Raw genomic sequence first — 18,274 nt, 5'->3', positions numbered from 1 at the left:
AGGAACATGCATGAAGCGACTGGCCGGCCTCTCGACCCTAGCCCTGATCATCTCTGGAACCAGCGGTTGTGGCTGGCTGTGGGGAGAAGACGGATATTTCCGTGACCGTGGTAGCGACTATCTCCAGGCCCATCAGGTACCGCCGATGCAGGTCCCGGCCGATAGTGAGTTGCGCCCGATCGAGCCCTTGCTACCGATCCCCCAGCAGGTCCCTGATACCCGCGCGACAGGCGAATACGAGGTGCCGCGCCCGCAACGGTTGCTGGTCGCTGAAGAAGCCAGCGAGTTCAGCCTGCAGACGTCGGAGGATGCGCGCTGGCTGGTCGCGATGCGTGAGCCGTCGCAAGTCTGGACTGCGACGCGGCAGTTCTTCACCGACAATGGCTTTCAGATTGCCGAAGAGCGCCCGCAAACGGGAGAGCTCATTACGGCCTGGCAGACCCGTGATCAGCTTGCTCCAGCGCTGGTGCGCAACCTTGGGCTGGGCGATGGAGAGACCCGTATCCGGGTTCGCATCGAACCGGGTGTGCAGCGCAATACGAGCGAGATCCAGCTGCTCAGCGTTCAGCGTCCCGCAGACAGCAATGCTGACGTAGCCTGGCCTGATACCCCAGTCAATGCCGAACTCGATCGGGTACTGCTCGATGAACTGCAGGTCGGTTTGAACAGCAGCGCAGCCCAAGGCGGTTCAGCCTCTCTGCTTGCAGAGCGCGAGTTCGACGCACCCAGCCGAGTGACGCTCATCGAAGCTGGCAGCGGCACTCCGGTGCTACAACTTGATACTGACTTCAACCGTGCCTGGTCAAGTGTGGGCCGGGCACTGGCTGCAAGTGACATCCTCGTCGAGGATTTGGATCGCAGCCTCGGTGTTTACTACATCAACCTGTCGGAAGGTGCGGAGAATCCGGACGACGAGCCGGGCTTTTTCTCCCGCTTGTTCGGCGGGGCGCCCGACCGTGAGGAGATCGAGGCGCGCGCGGAGCGTTATCAGGTCCGTGTGAACGATGTGGCCGGCAACATCCAGGTGACGCTCGACAAGAACCTTGACACCGTCGCGCCAGCCGACGTCGCACGGCGCGTGCTGAACATGCTCAAGGACAGTCTGGACTGAGACACCGATCAGCCCGCTCCAGCCAGTACAGGCGAAACCCTCTCGGTTTCGCCTGTTTCGTTTGATGACAGGCCTGCCGTTACACTGCCGTCCCGCGCAACGTAACGAAGGTTCGGAACCGCGAGAATCGAAATGCCTACTCCCAATGCACTCAGCCTGAAGAAAATCTACTCCGGCAAGGTTCGTGATCTGTACGAAATCGACGACAAGCGCATGCTTATGGTCGCTACGGACCGGCTCTCAGCATTCGATGTGATTCTCTCCGAGCCAATACCTGAGAAGGGCAAGATTCTCACAGCGATTTCGAATTTCTGGTTCGAGAAGCTTTCCGCTCTCGTACCCAATCACTTCACTGGCGACAAGGTCGAGGACGTGGTCTCGGCGCAAGAGCTGCCACTGGTAGAGGGGCGTGCGGTGGTCGCCAAGCGCTTAAAGCCGGTTGCCGTTGAAGCCATTGTCCGTGGCTATATCGTTGGCTCCGGTTGGAAGGAATATCAGAAAAACGGAACCGTTTGCGGCATCCAGTTACCGGCCGGTTTGAAGGAAGCCGCTAAGTTGCCGCAGCCGATCTTCACGCCATCGACCAAAGCCGCCGTCGGCGATCACGACGAGAACATATCCTTCGAGCAGTGCGAGGCCATCATTGGCAAGGAACTGGCAGCCCAAGTGCGCGATACTTCCATCGCACTGTATTCGGCAGCCGTCGAATACGCGGCAACCCGTGGCATCATCATCGCCGATACCAAGTTCGAATTCGGCCTCGACGAGGCCGGTAACCTAACGCTCATGGATGAAGTGCTGACTCCCGACTCCAGCCGCTTCTGGCCTGCCGATAGCTACCGGGAAGGCAGCAATCCGCCAAGCTTCGACAAGCAGTTCGTTCGCGACTGGCTGGAATCCACCGGTTGGAACAAGGAGCCGCCAGCGCCTCCTGTGCCGGTTGATGTCGCCCAGAAGACCGCGGACAAATATCGCGAAGCCCTGACTCGGCTGACGACCTGATTACAGCTTTTGATTGGAGTGGAGTGGCGGCTTCAAAAGCGCTGGGGGTTTAGCGCAACATCCTGAATAGCGAGCGAAAAAACACCCTCCTGGGGTTCGACAATCGCTTGCGAACTGCTATGATGCGCGCCGCTGGAGAGATGCCGGAGTGGCCGAACGGGACGGATTCGAAATCCGTTGAACAGGCAACTGTTCCTAGGGTTCAAATCCCTATCTCTCCGCCACTATTGAAAGACCTGAAAGCCCCGCAGCGCTTAGCGTGTAGCGGGGCTTTTTGTTTTCCTGAGTCTGGTTTGGGCAAAATTGGGGCAAGAACGCACATTCCAGCCCGCCCGAAGCCGCCCTATGTCGAACTGCCCCCACCATCTGAGAGACGATCGCAGCCATGCTCGTATATCGGTGGGCATCCACCGTGCTTCTTCACCGGCGCCGAGCCGCCGTGCGGTCTGCATTCGGATAGACCCGGTAGCCTCTCACCGCGTCGCGGACTAGAACATCCCCTGGATTGGATACTCCACCGCCAAGCGAATCTGGTCGGCGTCCAATTCCGCCTGATCGATGTTGCCCCGATGCACCGCATAGCGGGCGCTGAAGGTCATCCCTTGGGCGGCCCCGTTTTGTACGACGTAACGGGCTTCCAGGTCACGCTCCCAGTGCCGTCCGTTACGCCCATAACCCAGATAGGTATAGCCACCGCTGGGGTCCACATCGCTACCGTCGATGCCACTGCCGCGAATATATGCTGCACTGAAACTCAAGCCGGGTATGCCGTATGCAGCCATCGCCAGGTCATAGCGTAATTGCCATGAGGCTTCATTCGGCCCGTTGAAGTCAGACAGCGCCACCGCGTTAGTGAGGTAGATGGCACCGCGGGTGACGTAATCGAACGGCGTATCCCCATGCACCTTCTGGTAGCCCAACGAAAAGCGATGGGCACCGCGCAAGTAAGAACTCATCAAGCTCCAGGTGGTGTTGTCGATAGCGCCCGAGCGTGCCTCTCCGGTGTCCTGTGTGCGGTAGAGATTCAGATTGAAGGACAACGCCTGTTCATCATCAATCGGCCATGCGTACACGCCGCCTAGATAATGCTGCCGCCAGGTTTCGTCGTATTGCGCGCTGTAAAGGGTCAGGTTGAGGCGCTCCATGCCGTCGTAGCTGCCGCCCAGGAAGTCGAACGAGTCGCCTTGTCTCCCGTTGGAGTAGTTCACGACGAACCCACGGTCGTGGCTGCTGGCATTGCGGTCGGTACTTTCGGTGAAATGACCACCGTTGAGGGTCAGGTCGCCCCATTCCTGGCTGGTCACCCACCACCCCGTGGCGGTTTCAGGCAGCAGGCGGCTGTCGGACGAGCCGAAGACGGGCGTTTTCACCCGGTGCTCGCCGTATTTCAGCACTGTGGATGACAGACGCAGCTTCGCCGCCGCACCAGCGCGTCCATAGTCATCTTTGGGATGCCCCTCGTTATCCACCGAAAGCAGGCGAGCCTTGCCAGCGCGACCACCGCCGCTGTCCAGCTTTACCCCCAGATAGGCGTGGGCATCGAGGCCGAAGCCGACCGTGCCTTGGGTGAACCCTGAGGCGTAGCTGCCCATTAGCCCGTAGCCCCATTCCTCCGCCAGATCGCTGCGCTCGCCGCGCGGTTTAGCTGCATTGCGCGCGGCCCCGTTGAGCCCACCGTGGCGATAATCACGACGGTCGTAGACGGTGCGGTTTAGCAGGTTCCATGTGCCATCTTCGATGAAACCCGCCGCCTGCTCCTGTGCGCCAGCACATGCCGCCAATGGCAGGCATGAGAGCGACAGCACCCGCATCCAGTAACCGGTTTTTCTGTTCATCACCAAGCCTTAGAAGTACTTCAGCCAAGCGATATCGCGACGGCGCTGCTTGAGTTGCGCGAACCAGCGGGTCGGAAAATAAAGCGCCGCCGACAGCATCACTGCCCACAGCCAGATACCAGCGAGGCTATCGAAACCGTAGTAGTTGCCTTGGTTCAGGCCCCAGATCTGCACAGCGATCAGGTAAAGCGCCTTGAGTACCAGCAGGTGCAGGACGTAGAAGAACATCGGCGCACCGCCATACAGCGAAAGCACCTTCAGCACGGGACGCCCTTCGAGTTGCTGAAACCAGGCGAGCAGCAGAAAGCCGACACCGATGGTTGGCATCAGGAACATTAGGGAAGGTGGGTATTTGGTAAGCGACATGAAGCTCATGAAGGTGCGTACGCCGTTTTCCATGGTGCTCCACGGCTTGTCGCCATAGACGTTCAGGTAGCGGATCAGGACGAAACCCACGAGCAAACCGATACCCCACATCAACAGGCGGCAGGCACGCTGCGCCGGATCGGCATCGCGGGCAAACCAGGGGCCTGCGCAGTAGCCAAGTGCGATGAGACCGATCCAGGGCAGGATGGGGTAAGTGGTCCGTGCACGTGTGTGCTCGGTAATTTCGAGAAAGGAACGCTGGTGCAGGATCGACCAGATCTCGAAGAACGGCGAATCCGCTGTGAGCACGATGCCATCAAGCAGGTTGTGGCCGGCCACGATCACCAGACCCAGCACCGCCAACCCCGCACGCGGCATGTGGATAAGCGCGGACAGCACGATCATGCTCAAGCCGATGGCCCATATGACCTGCAACCACAGGGTCGGCGGTACGAAGGTCGCGTTCCAGGCGAAGTTCACTAAGGTCAGTTCGAGGAACACGAGGAATACGCCCCGCTTGAGCAGGAACGTCGACACTTCGCTGCGGCTGTGGGATTGCCCGTACAACCATGCGGAAAGGCCGGTCAGGAATACAAAGACCGGTGCGCAGACCATGCTGCTGATACGCGTGAAGAACAGCTCCGGTGGCGTGTTGACCGGATCCATGGGGTCGCCTACCTGAACGTGCAGGAAAAAGGTCTCCCGCACGTGGTCGACGAGCATGAACAGCATGACCAGCCCGCGCAATGCATCGATCGCAAGCATCCGCGTGCGTATCTGCGTCTTCACATGAAGGGATGAAAGCGTGCCGGCTGCGGGCATCGTGGCGGCGTTAGTCATGTAAGCGCGTCCTGGATATAAAGCGGGATGCGAAAGTTATAATATAACAAGGTCATTTGGAATGACTGTTCGCCAAATTTCGACCTGGCCCCGCGTAAGGTTCGACTATCGGCAGCTGTCGGCCCGATACCGATGTGGCCTCAATAGGATTGGGCTGTCTTCTTTTGCCTAGATCACGGTTAGAAATTACTTAACCAATGCCTTCTCCTCGGGCACGTAAATCATCCTTCCGTCGTTCAGGCGATAGGTGATTCCAGCCTTGGCGCCCTGGCCCTCGCCGATTTCGCCGCTTGACTCATATTGCTTCAGCTCCTGACCATCCTTGATCAGCATGCGCATGTTCGCTTCGCCTGGATTTTCGATAACCACGACCTTCTCCTGGCTGAATGGATTGAGCGGGTTCTGCACGATGACGATGAGCAGAATGCCGATCACCACCAGGAACAAGTCGATCAGGTTGACCACCGACAGCAGCGGGTCATCGTCCTCGTCATGGTCGAGAAATCTCATCGGCGCTGTACCCCGGCGCGCTCGATGGCACGCAGCTCCTGCAACAGCCAGCGGCGCCGAACGGTGAGAACGAAGAAGGTGATGCTCGCTGCGATGAGCGCAAGGATCACAGAGGAGAAGGCGACCACCAGATTGTCGCCGATGCCTTTTGCGTCGCTCTGGGTTAATGCCAGCAGGGCTGGGCCTATAGGGATCATGGTTGCGACCAGCCCAAGCATCGGTGCGCTCCGCGAGGTCACGCGCAGCCATTCCAGGCGTTGCATGATCCAGAGTTCGAGGTCATCGCTGGTGCCACCGTTTGCCGCTTGGTGCGCCGCAAGGACGGAGCGATAGCGGCCGTTACGGCGTTGCCAGGCCTCCATGGCGAAGCTGCCCAATGCCAGAAAGGCATAGACCAGCGCGGCCAGGATCAATAGCAGGACGGGTGCGAGAAAAATACGTGTCAGTTCGTAGAGACTGGTTTCAAGTGCGTTCATGGATTTCGGTTCATTGAGGGTTCAAAACGGGATCGGCGCGACGATTGGCAAGCGCCTGGCGTAGGGCACCCAACGCCAGACACGACGCCAACGCGGCGATGCCGAGCAGAAGCCGCCATGGGCTCGGCGCTTCGTTTGGTTGCTCAGCCACTTCCTGCATCACCTGGCCGCGCACCGTTTCACCCGCGTTCGCGTTGCTTGATGAGGTGGGCGTTTCGGCAGTTGGAGCGGCTTCTGGAGCGAGGCCATAACCGGCGGCCATCTGTTCGATGAAGTCTCGGGTGATCGGCTCGCCGGCATCGGCGCCATGTTCGGTGGTGAGCGCCTGCCAACGTTCGGCCAGTTCGCGGCGGGTTTGATCGGAGGCATCCCAGTAGCCCTTGCGGATCGCTTCGGCCATACGCTCGATCAGCTGGGCCTGGGCCGTGGGGTTGTGTGCCTCGAACCATTCATCGAGGCCAAGCTCGCGCTGATCCATGACGAAGGTGTCATGCAGGGCCTGCCATTGATCGGCGCGGACCATGCTGCGGTCGGCGGCCTGCCAGCCCCAGAGGTTATTGGCGACGTTCAGCACTTCCAACGTGCCGGCGTAGCCTTCCTGCTGCATCGCGCTGATCCATTGCGGGTTCAGGTAGCGGCTGCGCAGTTCACTGGCAAGGTAGCTCGCCGCGCCCGTCGTGCGGGGCTCGGCCTTGCGTAGGTCCGATATGTAGAGTGATGGACTGGCACCGTCGAGATGGCGGACCGCCAGTGACAGGCCCCCTAGAAACTCGAATGGATGGTCGGTCGACAGCACGCCGTTGAGCTCGCTGGAGCGGGCCATGATCGCAGCCTGGACACCTTTGAGTTGTTCGGCGAACAGGTTTTGGCCCTCGATCTTTTCTCCCCAACTGCCGGTGCCGTAGCCATATTGCAACCGCGAGATGAACTGCTCTGCGAGGGCCGAATCGTTCTCCCAGCGTGTCGAGTCCATCGTTAACTGAGAAACGCCGGTGCCGTAATCGCCGGGCTCGTTACCGAACAGCCGCAAGTGCGACAAGCGCCCGGCGCGCTCGGCATCGACCCCTTGATCCACCAGCCGCTGGGCCAGTAGTCGGCTGTTGGTGGCCAGCGTGTTGCCCGGCTCATCCAGCACGGCGAGACGCTCCATTACATCGGCTAGCTGACGCATGAAGCCGTCGAACTGATCGCGGTAGACGCTAGTGACCTGGACGACGACGTCAATGCGTGCTCTGCCAAGTTCCGCTGCCGGAATGATTTCCAGGGTACGAATCCGTCCTCCCTCATCCCAAACCGGACGTACACCCAGTGCATGCAGGACCTGGCTTTCGAGAATGCCCATGTGGCGCATGGCTTCGGAGGACCACAGGCTGAACGCGAGTTTCGTCGGCAATTCGCCTTCGTGCTCATCACGGTAGCTCGCGAGCAGTTGCTCCAGTGCCTTGTCGCCTGCCTCATAGGCCGCTCGGGTCGGCAACTTGTCGGCCTCGAAGGCGTAGAGGTTGCGACCGCTTGGCACGTCCGGATTGCGCACCGGGTCGCCCCCGAGTCCGGGAGCGATGAAGCCACCGGCGAGGCCGGTCAGCAGCGCTTTCATTTCCCCCGTGTCGGTCAGCCGGGCGTCGAGCACGCGTGCGCGTTCGATCTGTTCGCGCAGTCGTGCACCGGCAATCGAATCAAGGCTTTCACCCTCGCGCAAATAACGCTGCAGCGTGCGGTAGGGAAGGCTGGCCTGTAGCCCGGCGAAATCCTCGGCCATCGGCTCGTCATCGGTCAGCTCCAACGCGCGCAGATAGGGCTCGCCCAGTTGTTGCAGCACGGTGGCCAGGCGATGTTCGGTGGATGCAGGCTCGCCGAAGGTGTGCAGGCCGAGCGGGAGGTTCGCCTGGGCGATGTCATGCAAGTGATCATGCAACGCTTGCAGGAAGCCTCCGGTATTGGCACGCATGCGCGCTTCGTCCCAGCCCAAGTCTTCCAGCAGTTTGTTTTCCAGGGTCAACCGACGAATACGTTCGGCCGTGTTTTCACGCACCGCGCCCTCATCGAGTTGCTGATACTCGTGGATCAGCGCATGCATGTCGCGCAGTTCATCGTAGAGTCCGGCCGGCGCAAACGGTGGCGTCTGGTGACTGACGATGACCGCACGGCCGCGGCGGCGCGCCTGTATGGCCTCGCCGATGTTGTCTTGAATGTAGGGATAGAACACCGGCATATCGCCCAGCGCAAGGAAGGGGTAGTCGCTCGCGGCCAGACCGCGATCTTTACCGGGTAGCCATTCCTGCGTGCCATGCGTGCCGAAATGGATCAGCGCATCGGCCTGGAAATCCTCTCGCAGCGCCTGATAAGCGACCAGGTAGAGATGATCGGGCGGAACCTTGCTGTCGTGATAGGCCTCACCGGGGCGACCGGCACGCGGCGGTTGCGGCAGCAGCAACAGCTTGCCAAGGCGCGCGGCGGGAATGATGAAGTGAGGCTGGCCATCGATATCGCGTAGCGCCCAATGGTCAGCGGGATCGCCCCATCGCTCAAGCAATGCCTGGCGGCTGGGTGCCGGCAGATCGGCGAGCCAGCGCTGGTAATCCGACAGTGACAACGCCACGGCAAGCCCGTCGGCTAGCAGAGAATCCAGCGTTTGCGGCCGGTAGTAACCGCCAAGCAGGCGCTGCGCCGTTTCGATCAATCGTGGCTCATCCGTAGCGGGTACGTCATAACCGGCTTCACGCAGCGCAGTGGAGAGGTGCGCCAGGCTGCGCGGCACGTTGAGGTTCGAGGCGGCCACATTCTTTTCGCCGTCGGGATGGTTCCAGAACATCAACGCTAGACGTTTCTCCGCAGGGGCAAGCCGACGCAGCCGGGTCAGGCTGTCGACCTTGCTGAGCAGCGCCTCGACTTGTTCGGGGATCGGGGTCGGCTCGCCGTTTTCGACGGCGGCGATCACCAGCGGATCGGTCATGCCCCAGCTTTCCGGGATGGTCAGCATGGCCGCGGCGGTTCGCGCCGTAATACCGCTATCGGACGCTCGCCAGTGCGCAGGATCACCTTCACGCCAGGTCAGGGTGGACAGCACCGGGATGCCAAGTACTAGAAACTCTGCCTGACGTGCTAGACCGTTCTGCATGTGCTGAAGGTTAACCAGCAAATCACTGCGTGCGGGTACCAGCACCTTGCTCAGCGCCTGCGGGTCCCTGCCCTCTATCCAGAACGCGATTGGAGCCTGGCCACGCGACTCGCTGCTTTTCATCAACGCGTCGATCAACTGCAACTGGCTATCGACGACGGCACCGCGGTGAATGGCGAAGGCGACACGCGGCGCATCTATCGTCCAGCGATCGGCGCCCCAGGCGAGGTAGTCGTCGAGTTCTGTAAAGGGCGCGGGTGCGTCGGGGTGATAAAAACCGACCTTGCCCAGCTCCGTAGGGGCAGGAATCGAGTCGGTGGGGAGGTCGTCGTGCCAGGCTTGCAGGTAGGCGAACAGATCCCTGAAGTTCTGCTCGCCACCGTTGGCGTAATAACCGATCAACCGCTTGGCGACCGGCGTGGGCAGGTTGCCAAAGGCAGGCGAGCCACCGCCGACGCGTATCCAAGGCGTGCCCTTCGCGATTAGCGCGTCGAACTGCTGCTGGACTGTTGCAAGGTCCCCAGGGCGCGGCGTGTCCAGTATCAGCAGGTCCGTGTCAGTCCCGTGTTGCGGCGTAGCTACAGAGGACACGCGCAGCGTATCGAGAGTGACACCGTATTGGTCCGCCCAGCCCGCCAGCCGGTCGAACTTGCCCTGCAGGACGAAGTCGGTCGTCAGCACCTGTACATGAATGTCTTGCCGTACCGGGTTGGCGAACGCAGCCGCTCCCCAGCCGGCCAGCGCGATTAGCGCCACGCCGATTTTGATCCAACTGGTCATGTCAGAAACTCAGGCTCAAGCCGACGTGATAGGTGCGGCCCGGTTCGGCGAAGGTGAAGCTGTCAGACGCATCGCTGAAGTCTTCGTCGGTCAGGTTTTCGATGCCGCCGCGAATGCTCAGGGTGTCGGTAATCCGCTGCGTCAGTTCCAGATGCCACAGGCTGTAGGCCGGCACCGCATAGGCCGTGTTGCTGGAATAGGTCAGCTGGCTGCCGACGTATTCGCCACGCAGCTGCCCGGTGAACGTGGCGTTCGGCGTCCATTGCAGTTGGGTGTTGGCCAGATGGCGTGCTCGATCACCCAGGCGCCGGTCGGCGCTGCGGTCGATGGCGTCGAGGTAGGTGTAATTCAGGTCCCAGCGCAGGTTGGCGGGCAAATCCAGACCGCCGCCTAGCTCGAGCCCGCGGATGCGCGCCTCGTCGACGTTGTCGTAGTTGCGAACTTCTTGGCCGCGAACGCCACAGCTCGATACGCAGACCGTCTGGATCAGACCGCGCACGTTGTTCTGAAAGACACCCGCGTTCACGGACCAGCCGTCTGCCTGATAGTCCGCGCTGATTTCGTACATGGTGTTGATCTCCGGTTCGAGGTCCGGATTGCCGTAGATCCTGAACATCCCGCCGCCGCCGATCGCCGAATAGCCCGGCGATAGCTGCTTGAGTGAGGGCGCCTTGAACCCGCGGCCACCGCCGCCCTTGATCGTCAGGGCATCGTTGACATGGTGAACCAGGTAGGCACGCGGGCTGTTGTGCCAGCCGTATTCCTCGTGCTGATCGAAGCGATTACCCAGGACCAGCGACCACGCTGGGTTGAACTGAATTTCATCCTGCAGAAACAGCGCACGGTGAATGATTCGGGCATCGCCTGTCGTAAAACCGCCGTCCTCCAGCTGCTCCTTGCGCCACTCGCCGCCGAGCGTGATCAAGTGCATGCCGGCGAATGGCAGGGTCAGGCTGCCATCGACGATGTCGTCGGTGAGTTCCTGACGTGGCGAGGAGGGGACCACGCCGTTGGTATAGCGGTTGGTGCGCTCCAGTGTGTTGCGGTAGGCGCGCAGCGAGCTGCTGCCCCACGTCCAATCGCCACTATGGGCGAGGGAGAATCGCTCACGTTCGATACGATCGCTGGACTCGTAATCCACTGGTGCGCGTCCTGCACTGCGGGTATTGCGCCAGCGATCCTCAAGGCCGCTTGCATAGCTGAAGTCGATGCGTTGCGCGGTGTCTGGCGTCCAGCTCAGGGTGATGTCGCCGCTGTGCGCGTCACGGCCTTCGATCTCCGACAGCGAGGCGTCCTCGTTAAAGGGCGTTTCCTGGCGGCGCCGCGTCTCGCCGCTCAAGGATAGGCCGAGCAGTCCAGGCACAAGTGGGCCGCCGGCATAGATCCCCAGTTGATGTATCTGGCCGCCGCGCCCGTCCTCGCGTACGCCGCCGTTGATCTGCGCCGCGCCCTGCCATGCGTCCGTCGCGCGCCGCGTGATGACATTGATCACACCGCCGAGCGCTTCGGAACCGTAGAGCGAGGACATCGGGCCGCGTATCACCTCGATGCGTTCGATCGCCTCCACCGGCATCCAGCCTAGGTCGAAATCGGCATGCGCCACGGCGCCAGCGGCGGTATTGATGCGCTGTCCATTCATCAGCACCAAGGTGTGCTCGCTTCCCATCCCTCGAATGCTGACGCCACGGCGCGTCATGCCAATGCCTGTGAACTGGAGCCCCGGCGTGCCACGCAGGGCATCTTCGAGATCCTGAACGGGCCGCATGCTCAGTTCCTCGTGGGTGATGACCGTAACGCTTGCGGGGGCATCGCTCAGCTGGCGCGCCGTGGAGGTGGCGGTGATGACCGTGGGTTCGAGGTTCAGGGGCTGGTCAGCGCCCAGTGCCGTCAGGGGTAGCAGGGCGAGGGCGGAAACGAGTCGGGCGGGTGTGCGGACAGTAAGGAGGCGGGTCTTGCGGGACATTGAAGCGTCTTCCGTGGCTTGGATGATTGCTATCGGGGTGAGGACGCGATCCGCTCGGGTATTCGAGCGGATCGTCTTGGCGTTGTGAAAAGAGCGATCACTTCTTCGTGGTAAATCCGGCGAAGCGCTTGTTGAAGCCCGCGATACGGCCTTCGGACGTCGTTTTGCGCTGCTGGCCGGTGTAGACCGGATGCGATGCGCTGGACACGTCGAGCGCTACGTACGGGTAGGTATTGCCATCGGTGTGCTGGTGCGTACGGCTGGCTTCGACCGTCGAGCCGATCAGGAAGTAGACGTCCGCCGCCGTGTCGTGGAACAGGACGGGACGATAGTCGGGATGGATGCCTGGTTTCATAAGCTGCTCCTTCATTTTGAGTAGGGTGTGATTGATACGAACTTAAATGTTATATCATAACGATATGTGTTGGGCGAAACCGTAATGGGATCACCCGTAGCCCAGCAGGTATGCCGAAACGCTTTTATCAAGATGAACTTCAGAGAGCGGTTTGATTTATGGATGTTGTCGTCTCAATCGATCATTGGTGCACCCATGACTGAGCAGGAACTACTTCAGCAACACCCCAACGCATACATGAGCGAACAGCAGCAGGCGTTTTTCCGCGAGCTGCTGTTGACCGAGCGTCGTGAGCTGCAGGAGCGAATCACGAGCGAGTTCAATGAACTACGCGATCACGAGCCGAGCAGCGATCCTGCGGATATCGGTAGTACGGAGGAGCAGCGCCAGTGGCAGCTGCGTCTACTCGAACGTGAGAAGAAGCTGCTCGACAAGATTGACCGGGCGCTCGAACGCCTGGCCCGTGGCGAATACGGCTGGTGCGAGGAAACCGGAGAGCCGATCGGTTTGCGCCGCCTGTTGCTGCGACCTACGGCGACCTTGTGCATCGAGGCCAAGGAGCGGCAGGAAAAGAAAGAGAAACATCTACGTGAGACTTGAGGCTTTCCCCATGACTGACCGACTTCCCGTTACCGTACTGTCCGGCTTTCTTGGTGCCGGCAAGAGCACGCTGCTCAACCATGTGCTGAAGAATCGTGAGAACCGTCGTGTCGCGGTGATCGTCAACGACATGAGCGAAATCAACATCGACGGCAGCGAAGTGCAACGCAATGTAAGCCTCAACCGTGCCGAGGAGAAGCTGGTAGAAATGAGCAACGGCTGCATCTGCTGCACCTTGCGCGAAGATCTATTGGAGGAAGTCAGTCGCCTGGCTCGCGAAGGCCGTTTCGACTACCTGCTGATCGAATCCACTGGCATCGCCGAACCCTTGCCAGTGGCCGAGACCTTCACTTTCCGCGACGAGCAGGGGCGCAGCCTCTCCGACCTGGCGCGCCTGGATACCATGGTCACGGTGGTCGACGGGGTCAACTTTCTCCGCGACTTCCATGAATCGGAGAGCTTGGCCAGCCGTGGCGAGACCTTGGGCGAAGAGGATGAGCGCTCCATTACCGATCTGCTGATCGAGCAGGTGGAATTCGCCGACATCATCCTGATCAGCAAGATCGATCTGATCTCCAGCGCCGAGCGTGAAGAGCTGACCGCTATCCTGCGCGGCCTTAACACGCACGCCGAAATCATGCCGATGAGCATGGGCCGGGTGCCCCTGGGCAGTATCTTGGACACAGGCCGCTTCGATTTCGAGCGTGCCGCCCAGGCGCCAGGCTGGCTCAAGGAGCTACGGGGCGAGCATGTGCCCGAAAGCGAGGAGTACGGTATCGCCTCGACCGCGTATTGTGCGCGTCGGCCGTTCCATCCGCAGCGTTTCCATGAATTTCTGATCCGTGACTGGAGCAATGGCAAGCTGCTGCGCTCCAAGGGCTTCTTCTGGCTTGCGAGCAAGTACCGCGACGCCGGTAGCTGGTCCCAGGCGGGTGGTCTGATGCGCCATGGTCTGGCGGGACGTTGGTGGCGTTTCGTACCCAAGACACAATGGCCCACCGATGACGAGGGGATGCAGGAAATTCTCAAACACTGGGACGTCCAGACCGGCGACTGCCGGCAGGAGCTGGTATTCATCGGGCAGAATATCGATTTCGAGCGATTGAGCGCGGAGCTGGATGCCTGCCTACTCACCGACCAGGAGATGGCCGCGGGCGTGCAGACTTGGGAGCGGCTTCCCGACCCTTTCGGCTCTTGGCACGAGGCTGTCACCTGATGCCAGCGAACCGGTCGAGAAGCAGTCACGGCACGTGGCCGACAGCTGGTTGCTGCCATTCTGGCTATGACCGTATGTGCCGGGTACGCCCGATCGCACAGACGTTCCCAGCTAGCCCGATACTAAGTGCCTAGATCAACTGGCGGACCTCTACGAGAACGACCCGCAGAAACGAAAACGCCCCCTGGCCAAGAGGCGAGGGGGCGTTCGATGCGAAGAATCAGGCCCGGTGGTTGTACTTGCCCAGGTCCATGTGACGGTTCACATCCTTGTACAGCAGGTAGCGGAACTTGCCGGGGCCGCCGGAGTAGCAGGCCTGCGGGCAGAAGGCGCGTAGCCACATATAGTCGCCGGCTTCCACTTCGACCCAGTCCTGGTTCAGGCGATAGACGGCCTTGCCTTCCAGTACGTACAGGCCGTGCTCCATCACGTGAGTTTCGGCGAACGGGATTACCGCACCCGGCTCGAAGGTCACGATGTTCACATGCATGTCATGGCGCATGTCGCTCATGTCGACGAAGCGAGTAGTGACCCACTTGCCATCGGTGCCTGGCATCGCGATCGGCTCGACGTCCTGCTCGTTGGTGACGAAAGCTTCCGGATGTGGCAGGCCTTCGACGGCCTGGTAGTACTTGCGTACCCAGTGGAAGCGCGCAGGGGCGCCGCTGTTGTTGCGCAGGCTCCATTTGGCCGCCGGCGGGATAAAGGCGTAGCCGCCCGGACGCATGACGTGCTGGGTGCCTTCGAGGGTCAGGGTGAACTCGCCATCGACCACAAAGAGTACGCCTTCGGCGTTCGGGTCCTGCTCGGGCTTTTCGCTGCCACCGCCGTCGGCTAGTTCAACGATGTACTGGGAGAAGGTCTCGGCGAAGCCGGACAGCGGGCGGGCGAGCACCCACATGCGCATGTTGTCCCAGAAGGGCAGATGGCTGGTGACGATGTCGCGCATCACGCCCTTCGGAATGACGGCGTAGGCCTCCGTGAACATCGCGCGATCGGTCAGCAACTCAGTCTGCGCTGGGTGCCCGCCAGTGGGGGCGTAGTACCTTGTGTTTGCCATATGACTCCCATCTTGTTGGTGGTGCCTGCGGTCGAGATGGCCGCAGGCTGGGTGCGGAGCTATGTGCTCAATTGTACACATGCTGACAAATAAATCTCCAGCAATTGTATACAATCGATGCTCGTTCCAGACCTGAGCTACATTCTTGAGCATGATGGAGTCGGTTCAAAGCCCCGTTGTCTCTGGATCAGCCCCCAGCAGCCCTGGGCTAGCGCAGGTGGGGCGCCCTGACAAGGCGGTCCCAAGCCAGCTTAGAACTTCAGTGTTGCCCCATCCTCGGGAATCTCGACGCGTTCCTGAATGCCTTTCTCCTGAACGTAGGCTTTCAACTCTTTACGGCTCAGCCCCATATGGTTGATGGCATCCATGTGCGTCGCCACGACTGTTGCATCCGGCACCGCCTGGCTGGCACGCAGTACATCTTCCTTGCCCATGAGGATCGCGCCGTCATAGCCAGTCACCTGTGCATAACCGGCATTCAACACGACGACTTCGGGCTTGTACCGGCTTAGCGCCTGGTCGACCTCGTCACGCCAGATGGTATCGCCTGCCAGATAGAGCGTTTTGTGCTCTGGCGCTTCGAAGACGACACCAATCGCAACGCCGAGGAACTCCGCGAGCTCAGGTGTAGCGAACATCTTGTCGGTACCGTGCTGGCCACCAATCCTGCTTAGCGTGACGCCGCCGAACTCCGCTTGGTCCGTGAGAATCCGGACGTCGCCAAAGCCCTGCCCACGGATGATCTCGGCATCGGCCTCGTTCTGTAAGAACAGCGGGAGATCCTTGGGCAGCATCTGCTGCGCGGCGTCATCCCAATGATCCAGATGAGTGTGCGTGACGATCACCGCATCGACCCCGGCAAGGACCTCTTCGGCTGGCATCGGCAGCTCGACCAGCGGGTTGCGAAGTTCGCTGCGGTAAGTGCCCTCGAAGCCTGGGTAAGTGCCTTTCTTGGCGAGCATCGGGTCGATCAGAAAGGTCGTGTCGGCGTAGATGATTTTCAGCGTAGAGCTGCGGATCTGCTGCAGCTGCACCCGCTCGGAAGGCGTGGCTGATGTACCTGCTGGTTGTGCCGAGGCAAATGCGCTGGTGAAGGCGAGGCTGACGGCCAAAGCCAGTGAACTGCTGATTTTGAAAAATGCATGGAGCGACTCCTGGGTTCGTTTCGAAGGAGCGCATTGTGGGAGCAGAGAGAAAGAAGCAATAGCGGCCCAAAAGACAATCATAGATAAAAACGGGCCATTCTTTCGGCGGGTCGTGAATTTGCCCAAGCCTGCCTATGAAACCCACTGAAACGTCGTCGATATTCGCTAGGCGTGAGCCCGACGATACCTGTGAATACCTTGCGGAACGCTCCGGCGTCACCATAGCCGACCTCCCAGGCGATCCGCTCGATGGGTAACTGGCTCGCCTGTAGCATCTCGCGCGCGCGGCCCACTCGGAGGCGCTGGCAATATTCGGTGGTGGTCATGCCGGTAGCTTTCTGAAAGCGGCGCAGAAAGGTGCGCACCTCCATGCCGGCACGTTGAGCCAGGTCGGGAAGGGCGATGTGCTTGGCACCTGTCTCTTGCAACCAGTGCTGCACGGCCAGCACGGCCTGATCGCCATGAGCCAACCGCGGCGCGAAGGCGCTGTAGTAACGCTGCTGGAGTCCGGGCGGATCGACGAGAAACATCTGGGCGGTGTCGATCATCACCGCAGCGCTCAGGTAGCGGTCTACCAATCGCAATCCGAGATCGATCCAGGCCATGACGCCGCCGGCGGTGATGATGTCGTCGGCGTCGATGATGAGCTGGTCGATATCGAGCCGCACATCGGGGAAGCGCTCCGCGAATTTCTCCACATAGAGCCAATGCGTCGTGATGGTGCGACCGGACAGCAAGCCTGTTTCGCCAAGCAGGAAAGCGCCTGCACACACGGACGCGAGCGTAGCCCCCGCGCGGTGCTGCGCCTGCAGCCATCTCTGTAAGGCGCCGCTGCGCTGGTGGCAATCGGTTCTTCCAGGCTAGGGGGCAGGATGAGCACGGCGGGCGTCGTGCTCATGCCAGCAAGCGAATCCTGTACGCGCACCGGAGTTTCGCTCGGGCTTTGTTTTTGCCACTGGCTGATGCGCAAAACCGGCATATCCGGCGCCCCTCGCTCGTCGGCGATTCGTTGTGCAAACGCGAACAGATCGGTCAGGCCCAGAACCGTCGCCAGCTGCGCACCGGGATACAGCAGTATCCCGATCTCTATGACGTTCATATCCGGCATGTGTCGATCCAGCCCTTGAAGATGTCGATCTCGCCACTTCGCAACAAGCGCCTCGATGGCTGATGATGGTCACGCTTCCCCTTACAACATCGTCAAGGAGCCAATAATGAGCAAGCGTGCATTGGTCGTAATCGATCTGCAGAACGAATACCTGCCGACGGGCAATCTACCGCTGACCGGTATCGAGGCAGCCGTCGATAATGCAGTAAAAGTGATTGCCGACTCCCGCGCCAAGGATGTCCCGGTCATTCACGTCCGTCATGAATTCGTCAACGGGGAAGTCCCGGCTTTCGTTCCGGGAACTCAAAACGTCGAGATCCAACCTGCTGTCGCCCCGCAGAATGGCGAGCCTGTCATCGTCAAGAACTACCCTAACTCGTTCCGTGAAACGGAGCTCAAGCGTTTGCTCGACGAGCAGGGTGTAGAAGAAATCGTGATCGTCGGCGCGATGAGCCACATGTGTGTCGATGCCGGCGTTCGTGCCGCAGCCGATTTGGGCTATTCGGTGACCGTACTGCACGATGCCTGCGCGACGCTGGATCTGGAGTTCGAGGGTGTACAGGTTCCGGCAGCTCAGGTGCATGCGGCCATGATGGCTGCCCTTAAGTTCGGCTACGCCAACGTGATCTCGACGCAAGCCTATCTGACGGCCTAAGCCGCTGTTGGATATCCCGATCTGTGCCCAATCCGCAGGTCGGGGAAGCACCTACCAGCGATGCCGCTCGGCACTCGATGTTTGACCTGAATAAAGCTCTTGGATACTTTCGGGCCATCTTTCCCAAGCGGGTC

At 60.6% G+C, this 18,274-nt stretch carries 15 protein-coding genes, 1 tRNA gene and 1 pseudogene; 7 read left to right on the top strand and 10 right to left on the bottom strand.

Annotated elements, in window-relative coordinates; all coding sequences use genetic code 11:
• Positions 1–10: 10 nt before the first annotated feature.
• The 3 genes from bamC to GYM54_RS06590 all read left to right on the top strand — a co-directional run bounded on the left by bamC (position 11) and on the right by GYM54_RS06590 (position 2,337).
• Positions 11–1,111, top strand: coding sequence for an outer membrane protein assembly factor BamC (gene bamC / locus GYM54_RS06600; RefSeq protein ID WP_131650221.1), 1,101 nt, complete (start codon positions 11–13; stop codon positions 1,109–1,111).
• A 132-nt stretch (positions 1,112–1,243) separates the two neighbouring features.
• The gene (locus GYM54_RS06595; RefSeq protein WP_181101041.1) at positions 1,244–2,113 is read left to right on the top strand and encodes a phosphoribosylaminoimidazolesuccinocarboxamide synthase; all 870 of its coding nucleotides are present in this window, start codon (positions 1,244–1,246) and stop codon (positions 2,111–2,113) included.
• 134 nt (positions 2,114–2,247) lie between these two features.
• A tRNA-Ser gene (locus GYM54_RS06590) sits at positions 2,248–2,337 on the top strand.
• A gap of 264 nt (positions 2,338–2,601) precedes the next feature.
• Here the strand turns inward: GYM54_RS06590 and GYM54_RS06585 are convergent.
• The 7 genes from GYM54_RS06585 to GYM54_RS06555 form a co-directional block, all read right to left on the bottom strand.
• Positions 2,602–3,948: an OprD family porin gene (locus GYM54_RS06585; protein WP_181101043.1), complete on the bottom strand. Its 1,347-nt coding sequence runs from the start codon at positions 3,946–3,948 to the stop codon at positions 2,602–2,604.
• A gap of 9 nt (positions 3,949–3,957) precedes the next feature.
• Positions 3,958–5,136, bottom strand: coding sequence for a DUF1624 domain-containing protein (locus tag GYM54_RS06580; RefSeq protein ID WP_231752254.1), 1,179 nt, complete (start codon positions 5,134–5,136; stop codon positions 3,958–3,960).
• Positions 5,137–5,340: 204 nt separating this feature from the next.
• Positions 5,341–5,664 carry a DUF2149 domain-containing protein gene (locus GYM54_RS06575; protein WP_131650224.1) on the bottom strand — a complete coding sequence of 108 codons (324 nt, stop codon included), beginning with the start codon at positions 5,662–5,664 and terminating at the stop codon, positions 5,341–5,343.
• Positions 5,661–6,140 (bottom strand): MotA/TolQ/ExbB proton channel family protein, encoded by a 480-nt coding sequence (locus GYM54_RS06570; protein WP_197446000.1) that lies wholly within the window; start codon positions 6,138–6,140, stop codon positions 5,661–5,663. The genes GYM54_RS06575 and GYM54_RS06570 overlap by 4 nt, the downstream gene beginning before the upstream one ends.
• A gap of 10 nt (positions 6,141–6,150) precedes the next feature.
• The gene (gene cobN, locus GYM54_RS06565) at positions 6,151–10,038 is read right to left on the bottom strand and encodes a cobaltochelatase subunit CobN (RefSeq protein WP_181101049.1); all 3,888 of its coding nucleotides are present in this window, start codon (positions 10,036–10,038) and stop codon (positions 6,151–6,153) included.
• A 1-nt stretch (position 10,039) separates the two neighbouring features.
• Positions 10,040–12,001, bottom strand: a complete 1,962-nt coding sequence (locus tag GYM54_RS06560; RefSeq protein WP_181101052.1) for a TonB-dependent receptor domain-containing protein — start codon at positions 11,999–12,001, stop codon at positions 10,040–10,042.
• Positions 12,002–12,098: 97 nt separating this feature from the next.
• Entirely contained in the window at positions 12,099–12,356 is a 258-nt protein-coding gene (locus GYM54_RS06555) for a type B 50S ribosomal protein L31 (protein WP_131650228.1), read from the bottom strand.
• Between the two features lie 195 nt (positions 12,357–12,551).
• On the opposite strand from GYM54_RS06555, the gene dksA reads away from it, so the two are divergent.
• On the top strand, positions 12,552–12,956 hold the full coding sequence (dksA, locus tag GYM54_RS06550; protein WP_181101054.1) for an RNA polymerase-binding protein DksA: 405 nt from the start codon (positions 12,552–12,554) through the stop codon (positions 12,954–12,956).
• 10 nt (positions 12,957–12,966) lie between these two features.
• Positions 12,967–14,172, top strand: coding sequence for a zinc metallochaperone GTPase ZigA (gene zigA / locus GYM54_RS06545; protein WP_181101056.1), 1,206 nt, complete (start codon positions 12,967–12,969; stop codon positions 14,170–14,172).
• A 220-nt stretch (positions 14,173–14,392) separates the two neighbouring features.
• On the opposite strand, the gene GYM54_RS06540 is transcribed toward zigA, so the two are convergent.
• The 3 genes and pseudogenes from GYM54_RS06540 to GYM54_RS06530 all read right to left on the bottom strand — a co-directional run bounded on the left by GYM54_RS06540 (position 14,393) and on the right by GYM54_RS06530 (position 17,419).
• Positions 14,393–15,232, bottom strand: coding sequence for a bifunctional allantoicase/(S)-ureidoglycine aminohydrolase (locus tag GYM54_RS06540; RefSeq protein WP_181101058.1), 840 nt, complete (start codon positions 15,230–15,232; stop codon positions 14,393–14,395).
• 251 nt (positions 15,233–15,483) lie between these two features.
• Positions 15,484–16,344 (bottom strand): MBL fold metallo-hydrolase, encoded by an 861-nt coding sequence (locus GYM54_RS06535; RefSeq protein WP_231752252.1) that lies wholly within the window; start codon positions 16,342–16,344, stop codon positions 15,484–15,486.
• Between the two features lie 110 nt (positions 16,345–16,454).
• Positions 16,455–17,419: pseudogene (locus tag GYM54_RS06530) on the bottom strand (GlxA family transcriptional regulator).
• On the opposite strand from GYM54_RS06530, the gene GYM54_RS21700 reads away from it, so the two are divergent.
• Positions 17,387–17,548: a hypothetical protein gene (locus GYM54_RS21700; RefSeq protein ID WP_231752255.1), complete on the top strand. Its 162-nt coding sequence runs from the start codon at positions 17,387–17,389 to the stop codon at positions 17,546–17,548. The pseudogene GYM54_RS06530 and the gene GYM54_RS21700 overlap by 33 nt on opposite strands.
• Before the next feature lie 43 nt (positions 17,549–17,591).
• Entirely contained in the window at positions 17,592–18,140 is a 549-nt protein-coding gene (locus GYM54_RS06525) for a cysteine hydrolase family protein (protein ID WP_131650233.1), read from the top strand.
• The last annotated feature ends 134 nt before the right edge of the window (positions 18,141–18,274 follow it).

The sequence above is a fragment of the Pseudomonas sp. MTM4 genome (assembly GCF_019355055.1).
Lineage (GTDB): Bacteria > Pseudomonadota > Gammaproteobacteria > Pseudomonadales > Pseudomonadaceae > Stutzerimonas.
The sequence above is the reverse complement of the archived record's forward strand: the minus strand, read 5'-3'. Positions and strand labels throughout refer to the sequence as shown.

Bases quoted from the DNA above. Each gene is read 5' to 3' on its own strand.
- bamC (WP_131650221.1), top strand. From the start codon at position 11: ATGAAGCGACTGGCCGGCCTCTCGACCCTAGCCCTGATCATCTCTGGA.
- GYM54_RS06595 (WP_181101041.1), top strand. From the start codon at position 1,244: ATGCCTACTCCCAATGCACTCAGCCTGAAGAAAATCTACTCCGGCAAG.
- GYM54_RS06585 (WP_181101043.1), bottom strand. From the start codon at position 3,948: ATGAACAGAAAAACCGGTTACTGGATGCGGGTGCTGTCGCTCTCATGC.
- GYM54_RS06580 (WP_231752254.1), bottom strand. From the start codon at position 5,136: ATGCCCGCAGCCGGCACGCTTTCATCCCTTCATGTGAAGACGCAGATA.
- GYM54_RS06575 (WP_131650224.1), bottom strand. From the start codon at position 5,664: ATGAGATTTCTCGACCATGACGAGGACGATGACCCGCTGCTGTCGGTG.
- GYM54_RS06570 (WP_197446000.1), bottom strand. From the start codon at position 6,140: ATGAACGCACTTGAAACCAGTCTCTACGAACTGACACGTATTTTTCTC.
- cobN (WP_181101049.1), bottom strand. From the start codon at position 10,038: ATGACCAGTTGGATCAAAATCGGCGTGGCGCTAATCGCGCTGGCCGGC.
- GYM54_RS06560 (WP_181101052.1), bottom strand. From the start codon at position 12,001: ATGTCCCGCAAGACCCGCCTCCTTACTGTCCGCACACCCGCCCGACTC.
- GYM54_RS06555 (WP_131650228.1), bottom strand. From the start codon at position 12,356: ATGAAACCAGGCATCCATCCCGACTATCGTCCCGTCCTGTTCCACGAC.
- dksA (WP_181101054.1), top strand. From the start codon at position 12,552: ATGACTGAGCAGGAACTACTTCAGCAACACCCCAACGCATACATGAGC.
- zigA (WP_181101056.1), top strand. From the start codon at position 12,967: ATGACTGACCGACTTCCCGTTACCGTACTGTCCGGCTTTCTTGGTGCC.
- GYM54_RS06540 (WP_181101058.1), bottom strand. From the start codon at position 15,232: ATGGCAAACACAAGGTACTACGCCCCCACTGGCGGGCACCCAGCGCAG.
- GYM54_RS06525 (WP_131650233.1), top strand. From the start codon at position 17,592: ATGAGCAAGCGTGCATTGGTCGTAATCGATCTGCAGAACGAATACCTG.